This window comes from Streptomyces aurantiogriseus (assembly GCF_014649375.1).
Taxonomy (GTDB): Bacteria; Actinomycetota; Actinomycetes; order Streptomycetales; family Streptomycetaceae; genus Streptomyces; species Streptomyces aurantiogriseus.
This window is the reverse complement of sequence record NZ_BMSX01000013.1, coordinates 112,492-132,376: the sequence shown is the minus strand read 5'-3', so window position 1 is coordinate 132,376 and position 19,885 is coordinate 112,492. Positions and strand designations below refer to the sequence as shown.

18 protein-coding genes and 1 pseudogene are annotated in these 19,885 nt (G+C 69.4%); 7 read left to right on the top strand and 12 right to left on the bottom strand.

Annotated elements, in window-relative coordinates:
- Positions 1-2: 2 nt before the first annotated feature.
- A complete protein-coding gene (locus IE263_RS26340) occupies positions 3-1,238 on the bottom strand; it encodes a cytochrome P450 (RefSeq protein WP_189940267.1) in 1,236 nt (411 codons plus the stop codon).
- 270 nt (positions 1,239-1,508) lie between these two features.
- On the opposite strand from IE263_RS26340, the gene IE263_RS26335 reads away from it, so the two are divergent.
- Entirely contained in the window at positions 1,509-2,678 is a 1,170-nt protein-coding gene (locus IE263_RS26335; protein ID WP_189940266.1) for a steroid 3-ketoacyl-CoA thiolase, read from the top strand.
- Here IE263_RS26335 and IE263_RS26330 read toward each other — a convergent pair.
- The gene (locus IE263_RS26330; RefSeq protein ID WP_189940265.1) at positions 2,662-2,850 is read right to left on the bottom strand and encodes a DUF397 domain-containing protein; all 189 of its coding nucleotides are present in this window, start codon (positions 2,848-2,850) and stop codon (positions 2,662-2,664) included. The genes IE263_RS26335 and IE263_RS26330 overlap by 17 nt on opposite strands.
- Positions 2,831-3,658: a helix-turn-helix domain-containing protein gene (locus IE263_RS26325; protein ID WP_189940264.1), complete on the bottom strand. Its 828-nt coding sequence runs from the start codon at positions 3,656-3,658 to the stop codon at positions 2,831-2,833. Before IE263_RS26325 ends, IE263_RS26330 begins: the two co-directional genes overlap by 20 nt.
- A 91-nt stretch (positions 3,659-3,749) precedes the next feature.
- Between IE263_RS26325 and IE263_RS26320 the strand changes: the two genes are divergently transcribed.
- Complete coding sequence (locus IE263_RS26320) at positions 3,750-4,196, top strand: ATP-binding protein (RefSeq protein WP_189940263.1); 447 nt, start codon at positions 3,750-3,752, stop codon at positions 4,194-4,196.
- Here the strand turns inward: IE263_RS26320 and IE263_RS26315 are convergent.
- Entirely contained in the window at positions 4,191-4,817 is a 627-nt protein-coding gene (locus IE263_RS26315) for a hypothetical protein (protein ID WP_189940262.1), read from the bottom strand. The two genes, IE263_RS26320 and IE263_RS26315, sit on opposite strands and share 6 nt — an antisense overlap.
- 92 nt (positions 4,818-4,909) lie before the next feature.
- On the bottom strand, positions 4,910-5,281 hold the full coding sequence (locus IE263_RS26310; protein WP_189940261.1) for a DUF6188 family protein: 372 nt from the start codon (positions 5,279-5,281) through the stop codon (positions 4,910-4,912).
- Between the two features lie 315 nt (positions 5,282-5,596).
- Here IE263_RS26310 and IE263_RS26305 point away from each other — a divergent pair.
- A pseudogene (locus tag IE263_RS26305) lies at positions 5,597-6,386 on the top strand (aminoglycoside phosphotransferase family protein); the annotation flags it as partial.
- Between the two features lie 215 nt (positions 6,387-6,601).
- On the opposite strand, the gene IE263_RS26300 reads toward IE263_RS26305, so the two are convergent.
- Positions 6,602-7,015 (bottom strand): DUF4279 domain-containing protein, encoded by a 414-nt coding sequence (locus IE263_RS26300; protein WP_229911168.1) that lies wholly within the window; start codon positions 7,013-7,015, stop codon positions 6,602-6,604.
- Positions 7,016-7,158: 143 nt separating this feature from the next.
- Positions 7,159-7,374, bottom strand: coding sequence for a DUF2283 domain-containing protein (locus IE263_RS26295; RefSeq protein WP_189940259.1), 216 nt, complete (start codon positions 7,372-7,374; stop codon positions 7,159-7,161).
- Positions 7,375-7,662: 288 nt separating this feature from the next.
- Here IE263_RS26295 and IE263_RS26290 point away from each other — a divergent pair, with 288 nt between their 5' ends.
- Together IE263_RS26290 and IE263_RS26285 are read left to right on the top strand one after the other, a co-directional pair.
- Positions 7,663-8,097: a hypothetical protein gene (locus IE263_RS26290; protein WP_189940258.1), complete on the top strand. Its 435-nt coding sequence runs from the start codon at positions 7,663-7,665 to the stop codon at positions 8,095-8,097.
- Positions 8,094-10,238, top strand: a complete 2,145-nt coding sequence (locus IE263_RS26285) for a hypothetical protein (protein WP_189940257.1) — start codon at positions 8,094-8,096, stop codon at positions 10,236-10,238. Before IE263_RS26290 ends, IE263_RS26285 begins: the two co-directional genes overlap by 4 nt.
- A gap of 41 nt (positions 10,239-10,279) precedes the next feature.
- On the opposite strand, the gene IE263_RS26280 is transcribed toward IE263_RS26285, so the two are convergent.
- The 4 genes from IE263_RS26280 to IE263_RS26265 all read right to left on the bottom strand — a co-directional run bounded on the left by IE263_RS26280 (position 10,280) and on the right by IE263_RS26265 (position 17,110).
- Complete coding sequence (locus IE263_RS26280) at positions 10,280-13,081, bottom strand: SpoIIE family protein phosphatase (protein ID WP_189940256.1); 2,802 nt, start codon at positions 13,079-13,081, stop codon at positions 10,280-10,282.
- Between the two features lie 58 nt (positions 13,082-13,139).
- The gene (locus tag IE263_RS26275) at positions 13,140-14,192 is read right to left on the bottom strand and encodes a PP2C family protein-serine/threonine phosphatase (protein ID WP_229911167.1); all 1,053 of its coding nucleotides are present in this window, start codon (positions 14,190-14,192) and stop codon (positions 13,140-13,142) included.
- A 127-nt stretch (positions 14,193-14,319) separates the two neighbouring features.
- Entirely contained in the window at positions 14,320-15,027 is a 708-nt protein-coding gene (locus IE263_RS26270; RefSeq protein WP_189940426.1) for a hypothetical protein, read from the bottom strand.
- A 34-nt stretch (positions 15,028-15,061) separates the two neighbouring features.
- Positions 15,062-17,110, bottom strand: a complete 2,049-nt coding sequence (locus tag IE263_RS26265; protein ID WP_189940254.1) for a bifunctional glycosyltransferase 87/phosphatase PAP2 family protein — start codon at positions 17,108-17,110, stop codon at positions 15,062-15,064.
- Between the two features lie 306 nt (positions 17,111-17,416).
- On the opposite strand from IE263_RS26265, the gene IE263_RS26260 reads away from it, so the two are divergent.
- Both IE263_RS26260 and IE263_RS26255 read left to right on the top strand, forming a co-directional pair.
- Positions 17,417-18,661: a DUF2330 domain-containing protein gene (locus IE263_RS26260; RefSeq protein ID WP_189940253.1), complete on the top strand. Its 1,245-nt coding sequence runs from the start codon at positions 17,417-17,419 to the stop codon at positions 18,659-18,661.
- A gap of 127 nt (positions 18,662-18,788) precedes the next feature.
- The gene (locus IE263_RS26255) at positions 18,789-19,460 is read left to right on the top strand and encodes an O-methyltransferase (protein ID WP_189940252.1); all 672 of its coding nucleotides are present in this window, start codon (positions 18,789-18,791) and stop codon (positions 19,458-19,460) included.
- A 23-nt stretch (positions 19,461-19,483) separates the two neighbouring features.
- On the opposite strand, the gene IE263_RS26250 is transcribed toward IE263_RS26255, so the two are convergent.
- Positions 19,484-19,876 (bottom strand): FHA domain-containing protein, encoded by a 393-nt coding sequence (locus tag IE263_RS26250; RefSeq protein ID WP_189940251.1) that lies wholly within the window; start codon positions 19,874-19,876, stop codon positions 19,484-19,486.
- Positions 19,877-19,885 lie beyond the last annotated feature (9 nt).

Below are 19,885 nucleotides of genomic sequence, written 5' to 3'. Positions count from 1 at the left end.
CGTCAGTCCGCGCTGACCTGCAACTCCTTCACCCCGTTGATCCAGGCGGACCGAAGCCGCCGAGGATCCTCGACGAGCCGCAGCCCCGGCATGGCATCGGCGATGGCGTTGAAGATGAGGTCGATCTCCAGCACGGCGAGAGACTTCCCGAGGCAGAAGTGAGGCCCGCCCCCACCGAACCCGAGGTGGGGATTCGGATCCCGGGTGATGTCGAAGACGTCGGGCCGGTCGAACACCTCGGGATCGTGATTGGCGGAGGCGTAGAAGATCCCGACGCGATCCCCCTTCTTGATGAGCTTGCCGCCGAGTTCGGTGTCCTGAGTGGCGGTCCGCTGGAAGGCGACGACGGGGGTGGCCCACCGCACGATCTCCTCGGCGGCGGTGGAAGGCCGGTGAGCCTTGTAGAGCTCCCACTGTTCAGGATGAGTGAGGAAGGCGTGCATGCCGTGAGTAATGGCGTTACGAGTGGTCTCGTTGCCCGCCACGGAGAGCATGAGCACGAAGAACCCGAACTCGTCGGAGCTGAGGTTCCCCTCGTCCCCGGCGGCCACCAGCGTGCTGACGATGTCCTTGGCCGGGCACTGCTTCCGCTCGGCGGCCATGTTCATGGCGTACGAGATGAGCTCGGCGGCCGACTCGGCGCCGACCTCCGCGGTGATGGCGTACTCCGGGTCGTCGTACGCGATCATCTTGTTGGACCAGTCGAAGATCTTGGCCCGGTCGTCCTGGGGTATGCCGATGAGCTCGGCGATGGCCTGGAGGGGCAGCTCGCAGGCGACGGAGGTGACGAAGTCGAAGGGCCCGTCGAACTCGCGCGCTGCCGCCACGATGGCGGCGGCGCGGGCCCGAAGCCGCTCCTCCAGCGCCCGTATGGACCGAGGCGTGAACCCCCGCTGCACGATCTGCCGCACGCGCGTGTGCTCCGGCGGATCCATGTTCAGCATGATCAGCCGCTGGGCGTCGATCGAGTCGCGCTCGATGTGCTCGTTGAAGCGGATGATCGCGGTGTTGAGGGTGGAGGAGAAGATCTCGGGGTGGGTGGAGACGTACTTGACGTCGGCGTGGCGGGTCACCGCCCAGTAGCCCTCGTCCTGGAAGCCGGCCACGTTCCCCGACTGCGGGATCCAGCGGACCGGTTCGGCCCGGCGCAGCTCGGCGAACTCCGGGAGGGGCACACGGTGTTGCAGCAGGTCGGGGTCGGTGAAGTCGAACCCGTCGGGAAGCGCTGGACAGGGCATGGGCAGCTCCAGCCAGAGGGCAGCTTTGCGGGCAGCTTTACGGCGTCGTTTTCTGACGGCTCATCAGAAAAGAGGTGGAGCGAAGGTAGTTCAGGCACCTGAAGGCTGCAAGACCCTTGCGGTGACGCACATCACGTCAGCAGACTGCACAGAGAACTAGTACGTGTTCTAGTTCCGTGGACTCGGCGCGGTCCACGTCGTACTGGTACGCGGTCTGGTTCCGCACGTTCCGTTCCGGAGGAGAGCCGCCCCCCGAGAGGATCCGCACCCATGGCCGCCGAACCCGTGATCGTGGAAGCCGTCCGCACCCCCATCGGCAAGCGCGGCGGCGCGCTCGCCAACCTTCACCCCGCCTACCTCCTCGGTGAGACCTACCGCGAACTCCTCGGCCGCACCGGCATCCCCGCCGACGCGGTCGAGCAGATCGTCGGCGGCACGGTGACCCATGCCGGCGAACAGTCCATGAACCCCGCCCGCACGGCCTGGCTGACGATGGGCCTGCCGTACGAGACGGCGGCGACGACGGTCGACTGCCAGTGCGGCTCGTCGCAGCAGGCGTCGCACATGACAGCGAACATGATCGCGGCGGGCGTGATAGACGTCGGGATCAGCTGCGGGGTGGAGGCGATGTCCCGCGTCCCCCTGGGCTCGGGCTCGAAGCACGGGCCGGGAAAGCCGTTCCCGGACGAATGGAACGTGGACCTGCCGAACCAGTTCGAGGCGGCGGAACGCATCGCCAGACACAGGGGCCTGAGCCGGGAGGACGTGGACAAGCTGGGCCTGCTGTCCCAGGAGCGTGCGGCCGTGGCCTGGTCCGAGGAACGCTTCAAGCGCGAGACCTTCGCCGTCCAGGTCCCGACGACGGAGGAGGAGCAGGCGGCCGGCCAGGGCATGTGGCGCCTGGTCGACCACGACGAGGGCCTGCGCGACACCTCGATGGAGGCCCTGGCCCGCCTGAAGCCGATCATGCCGTCGGCCGTACACACGGCGGGCAACTCGTCCCAGATCAGCGACGGCGCCGCGGCGATCATGTGGGCGTCGAAACGGATGGCCCGCGCCCTGAAGCTGAAGCCGAGGGCGAGAATCGTGGCGCAGGCGCTGGTCGGGGCGGACCCGCACTTCCACCTGGACGGACCGATCGACGCGACGAAGGCGGTCCTGGGCAAGGCGGGGATGACGTTGAAGGACATCGACCTCGTCGAGATCAACGAGGCCTTCGCGTCAGTGGTGTTGAGCTGGGCGCAGGTCTTCGAGGCGGACCTGACCAAGGTCAACATCAACGGCGGCGCGATCGCCCTCGGTCACCCGGTCGGAGCGACGGGCGCCCGCCTCATCACGACGGCGCTTCATGAACTGGAGCGCGCCGACAAGGAGTTCGCGTTGATCACGATGTGCGCGGGGGGCGGCTTGGCCACCGGGACGATCATTCAGCGGTTGTAGTACCGACCCACGAAACGAAGCGGAAGAACTCGGCGGGCTGGAGCGTGAGCACCGGGCCCGCCGGGGTCTTGGAGTCGCGTACGGCTACGGTGGCGCCCGGGAGTTCGGCGACCTCGACGCAGTTGCCGCCCTGGTCGCTGCTGTAGCTGGACTTACGCCAGTTGGTCTCCATAGCGTTCCTCCGTCACGCGCCGGATCAGCTCCGCCGATTCCCTGAGGGAGAGCGCGGCGGCTTGCAGATGATCGTAACGGAGCGAGCAGTCCTTGACGGTGACCGGGTTGGCGGTGGGATGCGCGCTGCCGTAGCCCTCCGTATAGACGATGGCGGGGTCGCTCTCGAAGCGGTAGATGTCGAACGAGCCGGTCATTCCCGCATGCCCTCCGGCCGAGAACGGCAGCACCTGGATGTTGATCCGGGGATTCTCCTGGAAGGACAACAGGTGGGTGAGTTGCTCGCGCATGACCTCAGGGCCACCGATCTCCTGATACAGCGCAGCCTCGCTCAGGACGACCCAGAACAGCGGCGGCTCGTCCTTCTCGAAGATCCGCTGACGGGCCAGCCGGACGGCGGTGCGGTCGTCGAGGTCGGCCTGATCAATCACCCCCAGCACGGCCCGCGCGTACGCCTTGGTCTGAAGCAGACCGGGCACCATGCCCATCTCGAAGGAGTAGATCTCGGTGGCCCGCGCCTGAAGCTCAGCCACCTGCTGAAACCATGACGGCAGTTGACTACGAAGCACCAGCTCAACGAGCCGCGAGAGTAAGCCGCCCGTCACAAGGGCCGCATCCGCCCGCTCACTGAACTCAACGGTCGGAACCTTCCTGGCAGTCTCGATCTGACCGACCAACGACCCGGTGTAGTTGAGGATGTCCCCGAGTTGCCGCTGCGTGAGCCCGGCGGCTTCCCGCAGCCGCCGCAGCTCGAACCCGTAGTAGTCGAGCGGCGAAGCTCCGGGATCAAGGACGTTGATATGGGTCACGCAGAGCCCCTCTCGTGCAGCACTGCCCACACCTGGACGGGTTGTATCCAGCCAGTAGCCCAGAGTAGTTGCGCCAGGTCATCCTCGTCCCGTGAACGAATACTTTCCCTCCACCCTCGCCTCCCCCGCCCCCACCCAGTACCGCCTGACCCTCACAGCCGGCACCCACTCGGCCCACCACATCCGCAGCATCGCCCGGTCCCTCCTGGAGGACTGGGACTTGGAGACCCTGACGGACGCCGTGGAACTGGCGGTGACGGAACTGATCGCCAACGTCGTACGACACGTCCCGGACCGCCGGTGCACGGTGCTGATGCTGAAGCAGAGGGCGGGGGTCCGGGTGGAGGTGAAGTACGGCCATGGCCAACTGCTTCCGGCTCCAGCCGAGTCTCAGCTGGAGTCGGAAAGTGGGCGGGGGCTCTTCCTGCTGGACGCGGTAGTGGACAAGTGGGGCGTGTCGCCGGCGTCCGGGGGCGGGAAGACGGTGTGGTTTGAGTGCAATGCCACCTCGGACTGGGACGCTCCTCTCACCTCATGAGAGCTGAGCCTGCGTCAAACGCTCCACCAGCGTTCTGATGGGCTGCACCGGAAACGTGGCATCCCGCTCGCACCCCGCCATATTATGGAATATGACAACGGCGCGCCCGGTCCGCACAAGCACGTATTCCGAGTACGACTTCGGGTTCTCGATTCCGTCCTCCATCTGCACCTCTACGAACATGCGAAACGCGAGCGTTTCACCGCCGAGACCGGAAGCAGCTTTCACTTGCTTCACTTCGGCGAGGTATTTCTTGCCGTAGCTCACCCCTGAGTAGGACGTGCAGTTGCTCAATGCCCCTCGAAGCCTCCGGAAAAGCTGCTCGGCACCATCACCTTCATAGGAGGCGAGAATGGAGCCCCCGCTCCAAATCGCATCCTTCCAGTTGAATACCTGCTCCACAGCAGCAGACGACCCTTCGGGCCGAATCGAGTCAACTAGCGGCTGGCATTCCGCGTTGGAAACTGGCGGAGCAGTAGTGCCGCCTTGGAACATCGGCTCCACGCTCGGCTCATCCCGAAGCCCCGGAACGTCGCCACCAGTAAGCGCGAGCGATTTCAATTCCTCGATGGTAAGAACCTTGCCAGCCGCCCGAGCAGACGAACTCTCCGCCGAGGCCACGACTCTCTCTTCCGTTCTCTCGCTTCCGGTGCAGCCTCCGAGGGGGATAATCAAGAATCCCGCCAGGAAGGCTTTCCAGCTACGACCAAAAATCACTCCCGACCCCACAACGCAATTTCCCCTCCAGGCATGCAGATCACTCGCCCTCCGTCACCCCGGACAAGTCCCCAAGCCTCATAATCTTCGTGAGGCCGGACGGCCAGTTTCACACCACTCCCAAATTCGATCACGAGATCCCCGACTGCTCCCACCTCGGCAACGTTGATCACATCACGAAGCAGTGCGACGAGATGAACGGTCACAACGTCCGGGAATTCTGGATCGAAAGACACCTGACGCCTGCCCGGGACCTGCAGAACCGCCTCAGTCTCAATGCGCAGTTCAGAGCCTCCGCTGGCCAGAACTGTGAAAGCCCCATCGAAGCAGACACGGGTGACTGTCTGACCTTGCAGGTTCAGGTCCATCCCTACCACCCCGCCGGAAGAGGATAGGTGCCATCAGGTTTCATCGGGATATGCGTAGTGGCTTTCGAACCGGGCTTTCCGTCGAGAGCGATCGGCTGACCATGCTTGTTGTAGAAACGGACATATCCATACTGGTACTGACCGGTAGGGTTCATCACGCGAAGCATGTCTGCATTTCCCGTCGACCCGGGCTTCTGCCACACCATACCCTTCCCATTATCAGCTGTCCGCGCCACCCAATCGGCACCCACGCCAGAGGGACGCTGAGGACCAATGACGGTGGGACACGGTGTCGAATTGTGAACAAGTACGGGAGTCTCACCCGTCCTTCGGGGCGATGTGACTCCCGCCGTCCTCAAGGTCTCCTTTCCGCACCCGGGCAACGTCCACGAGCCCGATGCCTTCACAGCCTGGCGCGGGCGTGGGGCCGTGAAGCTGTACGAGAGGGACGACGAGCGGTTCGCGATGTTGCTGGAGCGGGTGCGGACTTCGTCCCTGGCCGACGTCGAGGACAGTGACGAGGTCGCCTCGATCGCCGGGCGAATCAGCCGACGCCTCGCCCTCCCCGCCCCTCCGGGGCTGCCCCGCATACGGGACATGGCCGACGACTGGGCGCAGCAACTCCGTACCGACGCAGCGCAGTTGCCGCATTCGCTCCCCGCCCGCACCCTCGACGCCGCCCTCGCGACCCTCCAGGAGTTCGGCCGCGACCAGCCCGATCTCCTCGTTCCACGGCGACCTCCACGCCCGTAACGTCCTCCGCGCCGACCGCGAACCCTGGCTGGCCGTCGACCCCAAGGGGTGGGCCGGGGACCCCGCGTACGACGCCGGCACGTTGCTCAAGCCGCTCGCCCTGCGGCACCTGGCGCAGAATCGCGACGCCGATCCCGGCGCAGTCGCGCGCCGCATCCTGGACACCTTCGCCGAAGCCGCCGGGCTCGACCGCGAACGCGTCCACCGCTGGGCTCAGTTCCACCTCGTCCAAACCGCCTTCCACGGGCGCCGGCACGGCTTCCGGGTCGCTCGCGGCGGCCCCGCCCTCGACCTCCTCACCCAGTACGCGGACCGGCTGGCGCAGGCGCTGACGGCCCGGCTGGTGCTGTGACCGCTTGAGTTCGCCGGGTCGACGGTCGTGGCGGTTGAATGTGCGCTCACGTCCGATCCGACCCCAGGTCGCCGGGCACCTCCGGCACACCGTCCGCCACTGCTCCGGTCTGTCAAGGAGGCCTGGCGGCAGACCGTCTCTGCCGTCATTCATTCCGAGTTGGCAACTTTCCCCGTTGCCGCCGAATTTCACTCAGTTCAAATCGGCAACGCGGCTCATCCCTCATCGCACTCATGGAATACGTACTGGTCGATGTCGAGCGACGCCTTGGCCGCGCCCAGCCAGGACATCAGCTCGGCTCCCAGGAAGATGCCCTTCTGCTGCGAGTCGTCGAGGTCCCGGATCTCCTGAACGATCTCCAGGGAGACGACCGCCTCGCCGGAGGCGACCAACTGTCCAAGGGCATGGGCGAAGTCCAGCCCCCACCCGAGGATCACCGGTTCCAGGTCTTCCGGTCGCGCGCCGGCCTGCCCGGGCCGGTCCGCCCGTCGTACCCAGCTCGCGTGCGATCGGGGAGGCGACCCGGCGTGCCTGCGACTCCCGATCGCTGTCGACTCATCAGGGTCCACTCCCAGCCGCCGGGAGATCTCCTCCGGCTGCAAGGACTCACTGACCACCCTGAGATACATCCAGAACGCCTTCATTTCCCCAAGCCGTTCGCCATGGCCTGCTGACACCCCCGTAGGTGGGATCACGCTTTGGGACACCTGAGCGGCCAAGGCCCTCACGCCTCACCTCACCTCAGAAAAGCGGCGTCTCGGCAACCAGCCCCTCAACCGATCCGCTCAGCGACATCCAGCAGATCGGGATGCAACCGGCGCCTGGCGTCGAACAGTTCGATGCCCAGAACCCGGCCCTGCGAGTCGAGGTCGAGCACCGCGGTGGTGTCCTCCCCGGCAACCACCTGTTCGACGGCTTCGCCCGGGGCGATCCTGTCGACGAGATAGATGTACGCCATGTTCGCCGAGGCGTCGTAGGTGACTCGCATTGCCCCCCATATCGTTCGCCGGCTTCCAGTGCCGGCTCCTGAACTTGCGGCCAGGCTACTGACGTCGACGATCGTTTGGACAGAGTCCAACTGTGGCGGCCGATGGCCGTACGAGGCGTCTCAGCCTCGGTGTCACGTTCTTCGGCACAGTTGCCCCGGTGGCTGCTCGGCACGGAGGGTGCAGAGGTCGTTTCCCCCAACTTTCCCCCTGCACCACGACATCCATCGCTAGCATGCGCCTACTCGCCCCGCTCCAAGGGGCGTCCGACCAGGGGGGATCGGACCTGCATGCTGACAGAAGCGTTGACCGCGGTCGCGGCCGGGGGCGGGATGGCCGTCGTTCAGGCCGCCGGGTCGGACACCTGGGCCTGGTTCAGAACGCGCTGTGCGCGGCTCGTGGGGCGGGGTGACGGCGCCCGGGAGGCCGAGGCCCTGGACCGGCTCGACCGGACCGCCGCCGTGCTGGCCGCCGCCGAGGAGGGTGAGCGGGAACGGGTGCGGGCGGTGCACGCGGTGTTGTGGCAGGGGGAGTTCGCCTCCTTGCTGGAGTCTCTCGGCGAAGAGGAGCGGGAGCTGCTCGTCGGGCAACTCGGCGCGCTCGCCAAGGACTTCGGCAGCGGGTCCGCCGGTGGCGCGGTGACCGGCAACACCTTTCACGGGCCCGTCGCCGTGCAGACCGGCGATCACAACCGGCAGGAGAACAACTTCGGGTCCGGCGGATGACCGCCCCCGCTCCCAGAGACCCCGCTCCCAGAGATCCCAGAGACGCCGAGCCCAGAGACCCCGAGCCCAGAGACCCCGCTTCCGCCGAAGTCTCCGGGAACACCTTCCACGGCCCCACCGCCTTCCAGGCCGGTGACCACAACACCCTCAACGTCCACCACCACACCACCCCCGCCCCCACCTCTCCCCTCGACACCACCGCCGACGAACTCGCCCGTGTCGTCGGGGCGCAGTGGCACGAGGAAGCCGGGCTGCGGCGGCTGCTGGAGCCCGCGCCGCTGCCCGTGCGGTGGCGGGTGAGCGAGCGGAACGTGGCCGGGCGGGTCGTCGGGGCGACCGCCGAAGGGGGGCGGGCGCGGTTCGCGCCGTTGCCGGGGGTCGGTCTCACGACCCGGGCTCAGCTCCGCGGCGGCGGTGGGCTGCCCGAGCTGCACGCCGTCTACGGCGGGCTGGCCTCCGGCCGGCTGCTGCTCGTCGGTCCGCCGGCGGCGGGGAAGACGGCCGCCGCCGTACTGCTGCTCCTCGACGCACTCGCCCATCGGGCCCAGGCGGCCCCCGCGGACCGGGCCCGTATTCCCGTCCCCGTCCTGCTCTCGCTCGACGGCTGGGAGCCCGCCGAGGACAGTGCCACCGACTGGGCCGCCGGCCGGCTCACCCGCGAGTACACCCTGTTCCACGGACGGGGCGGGCGGGACCGTGCCCGAGCCTTGCTCGAGTCGGGCCGGATCGCCCTCTTCCTGGACGGTCTCGACGAGGTGTCCGGCCGGCTGCGGGGTGCGATGGTGAGCGCGCTGGAGAGGGCTCCGTTCCGGCTCGTGCTCGTCTCCCGCGCCAAGGAAGCCGTCCTCACCGCGAGAAAGGCGCGGCTGGGTGGTGCCCTCGCGCTGGAGATCCAGCCGGTGCGGCCGGCCGACGCGGCCGCGTACCTCCTCAACCGGCTGCCCGCCACGCCCCCGCCGGCCTGGCGGGCCGTGACCGACCGCCTCCTCGACGAGGACGCGCCGCACACCGCCGTCGCCGCCGCCCTGGCCAGTCCCCTCGCCATCGCCCTGATCCGCGATGTCTACGCCGACGACAAACCCGTCGACGAGCTCCTCGACCCCGTCCGCTTCCCCACCCCCGCCGCCATCGAGAACCATCTCCTCGACCACGCCGTCACCGCCGCCTACACCCCCCGCCCGGGCCACCCCCGCCCTCGTTACTCCCCCGAGACCGCCGAACGCGCCCTCCGCCACATCGCCGCCCGGCTCACCCGCGACGGCACCCGCGACCTGCGCTGGTGGCACATTCCCGGCTGGACGCGCCACCGGCCCCGGATGGTCGCCGTGTGGATCGTCTCCACGGTGGTGTGCGGAGTTCCGGGCCTTCTGCTGGCCTGGCGCATCAGTCCGTCCCTTCTGACAGCCGTCGTCGGTCCCCTCGCCGCGGTCCTGAGCGGCTACGGGGTCGCGCGGCGCGTCGCGGAGCTCAGCGAACCGCAGCCGCTGTCGAGCGCGGGGTGGCACGACATCTTCACGCGGGGGACGGTCCTGTCGGGCATCGCGCAGTGGCTGTTCGTGGGCTCCGGGCTCTGCGTGGTGGTACCGCTGGTGAGTGACATCGCACCACCGTTCTGGTTCTGGTACCTGGTCACCCTGCCCGTCGGCTACAGCGAGGTACTGGCGGCGGGCCGCGGCTACGAGATCCTCTCCCGCGCGCCCTTCCTCTCGCTCGGCTCCGGGCGCCGCTACGACAAGGTGCGGGAGGGCTACGCCCGGCCCCCGGTGGTGGACACGCGGTCAGTGGGCCCGCGTGACGTGTGGCGGCATCACATAGGGCTGCGGCTCTCGCTCGGGCTGCTGACCGGCTGGGCCCTCGCGCTGTACGTCGGCCCCATCCTGGCCTGGGTGCAGAACCCGCTGCAGGGCGTGCTGTTCGCCGTGACGGCCGTGCTGTGGACCGGCGCCCTGTCCGGCCTCGCCGGCAACCTCGCCGTCGGCACCGCCCTCACCGCCGTACAGCTCCATGTCGAGGAGGGCACCCCCGTACGCCTGATGCACTTCCTCGAGGATGCGCGCCGCCGCAATCTGCTGCGGGCGACGGGCCCCGTCTACCAGTTCCGGCACGCGCGGCTGCAGGAGCGGCTGGCCGCGCGGGAGTGATCAGCCGGCGGGACGGTCCGGTGTGAAGGCTGTCCGACAAGTCACAGGGCGGGATCACCGAACTGCTCGAGCAGAACGTCGACAGGTGTGTGGCCCGTGGCGGCGGTTGCGCCGTCGTCAGCGCTCTGTTCCGCCCAGATGACCTTGCCCCGGGGTGTGTACCGCGTTCCCCAGCGCTGTGCGAACTGCGCCACGAGGAACAGCCCACGCCCACCTTCGTCCATGGTCGTCGCCTGCCGCAGGCGTGGCGATGTGCTGCTGCCGTCCGACACTTCGCAGATCAGACAGCGCCCGTGCAGAAGCCGCACCGTGACGGGCGGCGATCCGTACCGGATCGCGTTGGTGACCAACTCGCTGACGATCAGCTCCGTGGTGAATCCGATGTCCTCCAGACCCCACTCCCGCAACCTCTCCCTGCAGTGCGCCCGCACCGAGGGCACCACCGCGGGGTCCGACGGCACGTCCCACTCGGCCAGGCACGAGGGCGGGAACAGCCGGGTACGTGCCACGAGCAGCGCGATGTCGTCGGAGGCATGCGCCGGCTTCAACGCATCGATCACCGCCTGACACGTCTCCTCCGCGGTACGCCCCCCGGCCCCGTCCAACGCCCGGCGCAGCGCATCCAGCCCGACGTCCAGGTCGCGGGTGCGGTCCTCCACCAGGCCGTTGGTGTACAGCACCAGTTGCGAACCTTCGGGCAGGTACAGCTCGGCGGTTTCGAAGGGGTGGCCTCCCAGTCCGAGCGGGACCGATGCCGGCGCGTCGGAACAGGTGACGGTCCCGTCCGGACCCACCACCACCGGGTCGGGGTGTCCTGCGCGGGCCATCGTGCATTTCCCCGCTGTCGGGTCGTAGATCGCGTAGAGACACGTCGCACCCGTCACGCCCTCACCCTCGTGACCTTCCGTGGCACTACCGGTGCTCTCCTCGTTGTCCATGCGGACGACCAGGTCGTCCAGCTGCCCGAGCACCTCCTCCACGGGGAGGTCGAGCGTCGAGAAGTTGTGCACCGCGGTGCGCAGCCGCCCCATCGTCGCCGCGGCGTGCAGCCCGTGGCCGACGACGTCGCCCATCGCCAGCGCCACTCGGGCGCCCGGCAGCGGGATGACGTCGAACCAGTCCCCACCCACCCCCGCCTCCGCCGGCAGATATCGCCAGGCCACCTCCAGCGCGTCCTGGTCCGGCTGCCCCCGCGGCAGCAGACTGCGCTGCAGCGTCACCGCCATCGCGTGTTCCCGGGTGAATCTCCGGGCGTTGTCGAGGGCCACGGCGGCCCGTGCGGCCAACTCCTCCGCGAAGGACACGTCCTCCGGCTCGAACGGCGGGGAGTCACCCGCCCGGTAGAAGTTCGCCACGCCCAGCGGCACTCCCCGCGCCCGCAGCGGCACGGTGACCAGCGCGTGCAACCCGCGCTCCAGAGCCTCTCGAGCGCGGTCCGGATCCTGCTCCTGCCAACCGTGAGCCTGCCGCAGGTCCGCCTCCAGCACGCTCCGTCCCTCCGGCAGCGTCCGCATCTGCGGGGTCCCCGGCAGGTACGTGATCACTTCGCCGACACGGTACACAGGCATCCTCCAGTGCGCCCCGCTGGTCGCCACACGCCGAAGACGCCGCCATCCCTCGGCCGTCGGCTCCGATCCCTGCAGCACCGAGTCCAGCAGATCCACCGTGACGACGTCCGCGAACTGCGGCACGGCCACGTCGGCCAGTTCCTGGGCCGTACGCCGTACATCCAACGTCGTCCCGATGCGCACCCCGGCCCCGTACAGCAGCTTCAGTCGCTCCCGCGCCACCTCGGCCCGCCCCGAGACCGCAGCCAGCTCGGTCGTGTCCCGCAGCGTCACCACGCTGCCTTCCTCGACCGCGTGCGGGAATGTGGGCCGCTTGTTCACCGCCAGCAAGCGGTCCTCCGCGAGATGCACCTCATCGGTCACCGCCTCGGGCGACATGATCAAGCGCCCGATCGGCTCCGGCAGCCCCAGCTCCCGCACAGGGCGTCCCTGCGCCGCCGCCGGAAGGCCCAGCAGTCGCTGCGCCTCGTCGTTGGCCAGCACGAGTCGACCGTCGGCGTCAGTGATCAGCACCCCTTCGCGCACAGCGTGCAGGACGGCGTCGTGGTGTTCGTACATCCGCGCCAGCTCCGCCGGCGCCAGACCGCGGGTCTGCCGCCGCAGCCGCCGGGACACGAGTGACGTACCGGTCGTGGCGAGCGCGAGCGCCACCACGCCGGCACCGACGATGATCGGCAGCTGTGGCATCCACAGTCTCGACACGTTCTTGGCCGTGATCCCTGCGGAGACCAGGCCGACGACCGTGCCCCGGGAGTCGGTCACGGGCACCACGGCCTGCACGGCCGTGCCCTTGCCGGCGGGCAGAGGCGGTCCGCCGGCCTGTTCGATGACGGTACGTCCTTCCCGCGCCGGTTCGATGGTGCCGACGAACTTCTTCCCGATCTCCTCCGGGTAGGGGTACGTGTAACGAATTCCCTCTGTGCTCATGGCGACGATGAAATCCACGCCCGTTCGCTTCCGTACCGCTTCGGCTCGCGGCTGCAGCACCGCGGTCGGGTCCGGGCTGCGGAACGCCTGGACAACACCGGGGGCACTCGCGAACGCCTGGGCCGCGACGACCGACTCCCTGCGCGCCTGCTGCAGAGCGTCGCTCGCCGCCTGGAGCAGCATGGCCGCCACCGCAGTCACGACCAGCAGCACCACGATCACGACCTGGAGAAGGAACACCTGCCCGGCTGCGCTGCGCGGGTCCAGCAGGGAAGGGCGGCCTTCGTGCGAACGTCCGGTGGGCGGATGACGCGGCGAAGTCGGATATCGCCTGATCGATGCCCGCATATACCTTTCATATCACCGCTGTGCGGGCCCGGCCCGACTCACCCGGCATCGGCCCGACTCACCCGGCACCGTTTGCGGCCCGTGCGGGCCGGCAGCGCACGGCGAGCGCGGCGATGTCGTCGTCGAGTCTTCCGCCGCTGTAGTGGAGCAGGTCCAGGTGAAGCCGGTCCAGCAGCTCTCGGGGCGGCGCCGGGCTGTGCTCCCGCATCCAGTCCGACAGCGGGAAGAACTCGCCGGCGCGGTCCCGGGTCTCCGAAACCCCGTCGGTGTAGAGCAGCATCTGGTCACCCGGGAAGAAGGTGACGGTGTCGACCCAGTAGTCGTCTCCGACCAGCGCCGCGAGATTGAGGGGCGCCGAGGGGGTGGTCGGCTCGAGGACGTGGACCTCCCCGCGCTGCACCAGCAGCGGTGGTGGGTGCCCGCAGTTGAGAACTCTGATGCGCCCGCCGCCGTACGGGATCTCGGCGATCAGAGCGGTGGCGAAGTGCTCCGGCTGATCGGCGGCGGGGGTCGCCATGCTGTAGCGGGCGATGCTGGTCTCCAGGCGACGGATGATGCCCTTCAGGTCGGGCTGGTCGTACGCGTTCTCCCTGAAGCAGTTGATCACCACCGAGGCCGCCCCCACCGCCGACAGGCCCTTGCCGCGCACGTCGCCGATGAGCAGCCGAACCCCGTACGGCGTGTCGGCCGCCTCGTAGAAGTCGCCTCCGATCCGGGCCTGCTCCTGGGCCGCCAGATACAGGGACTCGATCTCGACGTCATGGATCCGGCGCGGCAGCGGGCGCAGCAGCACTTTCTGGGCCGCGTCCGCGACGAGCCTGAGCTGGAAGAGCGTCTCCTCTCGTTGGAGTCGGAGATGGCTCGCGTACGCGGCCGCCAGGGTGACGGCAGCGATCGCAGCGGCCGTGTACGGCGTTCCCAGATCGGCGTAGACGAAGCTGAGCCCGGTCATGACCAGGAGGCAGAACGCCCCCAGCAGGACCGTCGGGAGTACGGGCCACACCGCGGCTGCGAGGGCGGGTGCCGCGGGCAGCAGACGGCTGAAGGCGATCTCCCGCGGAGTGGAGAATGCCAGGCTGCTGATGACGACGGTGACAATCACCGGCGACATCAGTACTGCTTTCCCCTGGCCACCGTGGGGAGGGTGGCGACGCCGGAGCCGTCCCGACCTGATCACAAAATGCATCTTATCGGGATGAAACGGGCACCGGCTGTGATGCGGCAGGCACTCATGGGCGTCAAGAGCCCTGCGCCTCCGCCAGCCGATCCACCTGCCGCTGCACCAGATCCCGGGGAAACGTCCCCTCATGGCCCGCCTCCGCCTTGCGGAACGTGGCGGTGACCTTGCCGGTGCGCACGAAGACGTGGTCCTGGTGCATCACCAGGCCGTCCTTCGTGGGCGTGACGGTGCGGAAGGTCAGCGCCTCGTCCCCGACCTGCCCCACCTGCGGGGCGCCCACCCCGGTGACCTCGGTCGTGTACGCGCCCTCGTACGACTCCCCGGAGTAGGACCGGCAGGTCTGCAGGCCTTCCTCGAGCCGGTCGAAGGCCTGCTCCGCGCCCTCGCCCCGGTAGGACGCCAGCGTCGATCCGCCGCCCCAGAGGTCGTCCTTCCAGTTGAAGACCTGCCGTACGACGGCGGATGCGCCCTTGGCCTCCAGGACGTCGAGAACGCTCTGGCAGGACGCGTCGGAGACCGGCGGGAAGGTCCGCTCGCTCTTCTTGGGGGCGGGTTCCTCGACAGGCGTGTCGTGCGTGTTCGGAACCTCTCCGTCCTTGAAGGCCAGGCTCCTCAGTGCCTCGTACGTCAGGGCACCGCCCGCCCTCGCGCCAAATCCCTTCCCGGCGTCCTGCCCGGCGTCCTGTCCGGAGCAGCCCGCCCCGGACAGCACCACCACACCAGCGGCGGTGCCGACCAGCAGCCGCCGCGCCTTTTCTATGAGCATGCGTCCTGTTCCTGCGTCCCTCACAGGAGCCCGATCAGCTGGGCGTCGGGTCCTTCTCCAACACAGCCGGCTCGACGGCGGCCTGCGTCACCACCGCCGCCCGAGCCCGCGGCCCCTGGAAGGCATAAGCCAGCCCGAAGCCCGCGAACACCACCAGCGCGCCTCCGACCGCGTCCAGCACCCAGTGATTGCCGGTGGCCACGATCGCGGACGCCGTGAAGAACGGATGAAGCAGGCCCAACGCCTTCATCCATCCCTTCGGCGCCACGATCGCGATCACCATTCCACACCACAGCGACCACCCGAAGTGCAGGGAGGGCATGGCCGCGTACTGGTTCGTCAACGCCGTCAGCGTCCCGTAGTCCGGCTTGGAGAAGTCCTGCACGCCGTGCACCGTGTCGATGATGCCCAGCGCCGGCATCAGGCGCGGCGGGGCCAGCGGGTACAGCCAGAAGCCGACCAGGGCGAGCAAGGTCGCGAAGCCGAGCGAGGACCGGGCCCAGCGGTAGTCCACCGGCCGCCGCCAGTACAGGACCGCCAGCACCGACAGCGGCACCACGAAGTGGAACGACTCGTAGTAGAAGTCGAAGAAGTTCCGCAGCCAGTCGACCCCGACCACCCAGTGGTTGACCGCGTGCTCGATGTCGATGTGCAGGAAGCGTTCGATGTCGAGGATCTCCTGGCCGTGGGCCTCCGCCCGCTCCCGGCCCCCGGAGATCGTGCCGCCCGTCGCCGCCAGCCGCACCTGCTGGTACGCCGCGTACGTCACGCGGATCAGCAACAGCTCCAGCAGCAGGTTCGGGCGGGTCAGCACCCGGCGCAGGAACGGCAGCAGCGGTACGTGCTTCCACCGCGCCGGCACCGGCGTCGCGTACTCCGTCGGGATCGGCGTGCGGTAGTACTCCGACGTGCGCGAGAGGAAAGGAATCACCGTCGCCGCCGCCACCGCCGCCAGCAGCACAACGTTGTCCCGCAGCGGATACAGCGCCGCCATGTTCGGCAGCATCATCTTCGCGGGGAGCGTCATCACCAGGATGACCGCCACCGGCCAGACGTAGCGGTCGGAGGCCCGCTTGCCCACGCGGCCGACGACCGCCAGCAGCACCCACAGCAGCTGGTGCTGCCAGGTCGTCGGCGACACGGCGATCGCCGCGCAGCCCGTGACGGCCACCGCCAGCAGCAGCTGACCGTCGCGCGCGTACCGCACCGCCCTGCGCACCCCGAGGACGGCGACCGTCGCGCCCAGCGCCAGGAACAGCGCGATCTCCAGCGGGCCCGAGAGGTCCAGCCGCAGCAGGGCGCCGTGGAGGGACTGGTTGGCGAGGGCGTCCGCCTTGCCGCCGAGGCCCACGCCCGCCATGTGGTGGACCCAGTAGGTGTACGAGTCGTGCGGCATCGCCGCCCAGGCGAGCAGGGTCGTGCCGGCGAACGTCGCGCCGGTGGAGAGCGCCGCGTGCCTGCGGCCCGTGAACCACAGCAGCGGGGCGAACAGCAGCACCGTCGGCTGCAGCGCCGCCGCCACGCCGATCAGCGCGCCGCCCGCTCGCTCCCCCCGCACGACGAAGCAGCCGAGCAGGACGAGCAGGACCGGGATGATGCTGGTCTGGCCGAGCCAGAGGGTGTTGCGGACCGGGAGGGACAGCATGAGCAGGCTGATCGCGACCGGGGCGGCCAGGAGCGAGGTGCGTCTGCTCACCGGTTGCGGCAGGGCTCGCGCCACCACCAGGCCCAGAGCCGCGACCAGCAGCAGCGTGCCGAAGGTCCAGCCCCAGCCGAGGGCCTGTTCGGCCGCTCGGGTGAGGGGCTTGAGGACGAGGCCGCCGAAGGGGGTGCCCGTGAAGCGTGTGGAGTCGTAGAGCGAACCGTTGACGTGCAGGACGCCGTCGGGTCCGACCCAGGTCTCCAGGTCCGTCAGCCGCTCTCCGCGCGGGGTGCCGAGGACGACGGCCACCTGCCGTACGGCGAGGACCGCCGCGACCAGCCAGAGGCCGAGGCGGGCCGCGCGCAGACGCGCTCTCGCCGTGTCGACCGCCGTCGCCCCGAAGCGTTCCGCAGGTCGCCCGCTGTGCTCCGCATTCGCCACGCCTCGTCGGCCTCCCGCCCCGTCGTCCCACGCGTCCCATGCGTGAGGTGCCATGACGAACCCTATGAGGCTCGCACCGCCCCCGGACAGAGACGCAGGCCACCCCGCCTTCACCTGACGTCCGCTCTCCTTTTGTCCAGAAGACGATAGTGCGCAGGGGTGAAAGTCGCCTCCACGGAGTGCGATCTGAGTCACAGCACGAACGGAACCCGCTCTTCACACGAACGGAACCGGTCCCCCCGTCGTACCCGTCGTAGCCACCACGGGCAGTGATCAGCGACGGATCGACCACGGAGGGCGACTGGCATGCTCGGTTTCCTGCGGGAACGGCACACAGGACGGGTAGGGCGGGGGCGGCTGCCCAGCCTCCTTCTCGCCCTCCTCGCCACCCAGATCGGCTCCCTCGTCACCCCCGCCCACGCCTGCGGCTGCGGCGCGCTCGTCCCGGGTGACGAGCAGCGGGTCGCGGTGCGCCGGGAGGTCTCCGTCGTGCGCTGGGACGGGGAGCAGGAGCAGATCGTGATGAGCCTGTCGGTCACCGGGGACGCCGACCGGGCCGCCTGGATCATGCCGGTCCCGAGCCGGGCGACCGTGAAGCTCGGCGACTCGGAGCTCTTCGACGAACTGACCGACGCCACCGCCCCCGAGGAGCGCGTCCGCCACTACTTCTGGCCACAGGACGGCGACTGGCCGCTGTCCACCGGCGACGGCGCGGTGGGGGCCGCCCCGCCGGAGCCGGGGGCGGGTCCCGGCGTGGGTGTGGTCGGGCGTGAGCGGCTGGGGCCGTTCGACGTGGCCCGGCTGACGGCCACCGACCCGGCCGCCCTGGACGACTGGCTGGGCGACAACGACTTCACCTTCCCGCCCCGCCTGGAGACGGCCCTCCAGCCGTACGTCGACAAGCGCTGGGAGTACGTGGCGGTACGGCTGGCCCCGGAGACCGCCGGCACCCCGCTGCGCGGCGACCTCGAACCGCTCCACCTCACCTTCGCCAGCGGCAGCCTCGTCTACCCCATGCGGCTGTCCCGGCTCGCGACGACTCCGCAGTCCCTCGGCCTGTACGTGCTGGCCGACCACCGCATGGAGCCGGTGTCACGGATCGGCGGGGAGCGGCCCAGGGTCACCTTCGCGGGGCGGGTCGAGGCGACGACGGGCCCGCTGGGCGAGCTGGCGGCCGGTACGCCGTTCCTGACGGCCCTCGCGCAGGAGCTCCCGGAGCCGTCGTCGATCTCGGGGGACCACGAGCTGCGCCGTACGGCGAAGGACACGGCGTTCCGGCAGGTGGTGTACGAGAACCGGCTGCTCACGGTGGCCGGGATCCCGCTGTGGCTGCTGACGGTCGGGGGCGGGCTCGCGGCCCTGGTGGCGGGGGCGGTCCTGCTCCGCGTACGGAGGGTGCGGGCGAGGCGGTTCGCCTGGGGGCAGCGACTCGTCGAGCCCGCGATGCCGGGCACGGCGCCTTCTACGCCCGGTACGCCCACCTCACCCCCTCTGCCGCCCATGCCGTCGTTCTCTCCCCCGCCCCCGCCCCCTCCTGGGCCGAACGGCTGAATTCCGCCTGCCGGAAACCTGCGAGGTCCGGTCGGCGGGGAACTCGGGCACAGCGGCGGCGTTGACACGACTAGTTAGCGTTGCTAACTAGATGACCGATATGTCAGGTACACGAGAGGCAGAGCGCATGAGCGAGTCGCAGGTGTGGGACGCCGTCGACGCCTACTTCACCGCCCACCTCGCCCCGCACGACGAGGTGATGGAGGCCGCGCTGCGCGACAGCGAGGCAGCCGAGCTCCCGCCCGTCAACGTCACGGCGAGCCAGGGCAAACTGCTACAACTGCTCGCCGAGATCCAGGGCGCGCGCAACATCCTGGAGATCGGCACGCTCGGCGGGTACAGCACGATCTGGCTGGGCCGCGCGCTCCCGGCCGACGGCCACCTGATCTCGCTGGAGTACAACCCGAAGCACGCGGAGGTCGCCACCCGCAACATCGCCCGCGCGGGCCTCGAGGCCCAGGTCGAGGTGCGGGTGGGCGCGGCCCTGGACCTGCTGCCGCTGCTGGCCGACGAGAACCCGCCCCCGTTCGACCTGGTCTTCATCGACGCCGACAAGGCCAACAACGCCAACTACCTCGAGTGGGCGCTCCGGCTCACCAGCACGGGCAGTCTGATCGTCGTCGACAACGTCGTCCGGGGCGGCCGGGTGACCGACGCGGACAGCGACGCGGGGGACGTGCGGGGCAGCCGCGCCGCGATCGAACTCATCGGCTCCCACCCGAGGTTGAGCGGCACGGCGATCCAGACGGTGGGCACCAAGGGCTACGACGGGTTCGCGCTGGCGCGCGTCCTGGCGTAGCCCTTCGCGCAGTGACCCGCAGGTCACGCCTCGTGGTAGAAGCCCACGTTCACGCTGCGCGGCCCGGTGCGGTCCACGACGACGAGCTCGCCGTTGCCGCCCCGCGGCAGCTGTACGGTCCCGCCGTACGCGATGGTCTGGGCGTACTCGCCGACCACCAGCCGGACCTCGGACGACGGGTCCGGCTGGGAGCCGCGCAGCCAGGTGACCTGCCAGACGCCCTCGGGGCCGCAGAGGAACTCCAGGTGGACCCGGGAGACGAACAGCCAGTCCTCGGGGGTCACGAGGCGGCACACGGCCTTGTCCCGGCCCACCCGCAGCACGGCGCCCGGCTCGCTGGGCGCGTCGGCCATGAGCATGCCGGCGGTGGCACCCTCTTCCGTCCCCGAGACGGTGGCCATGGTGAGTTCGAGCACGTGCGCTCC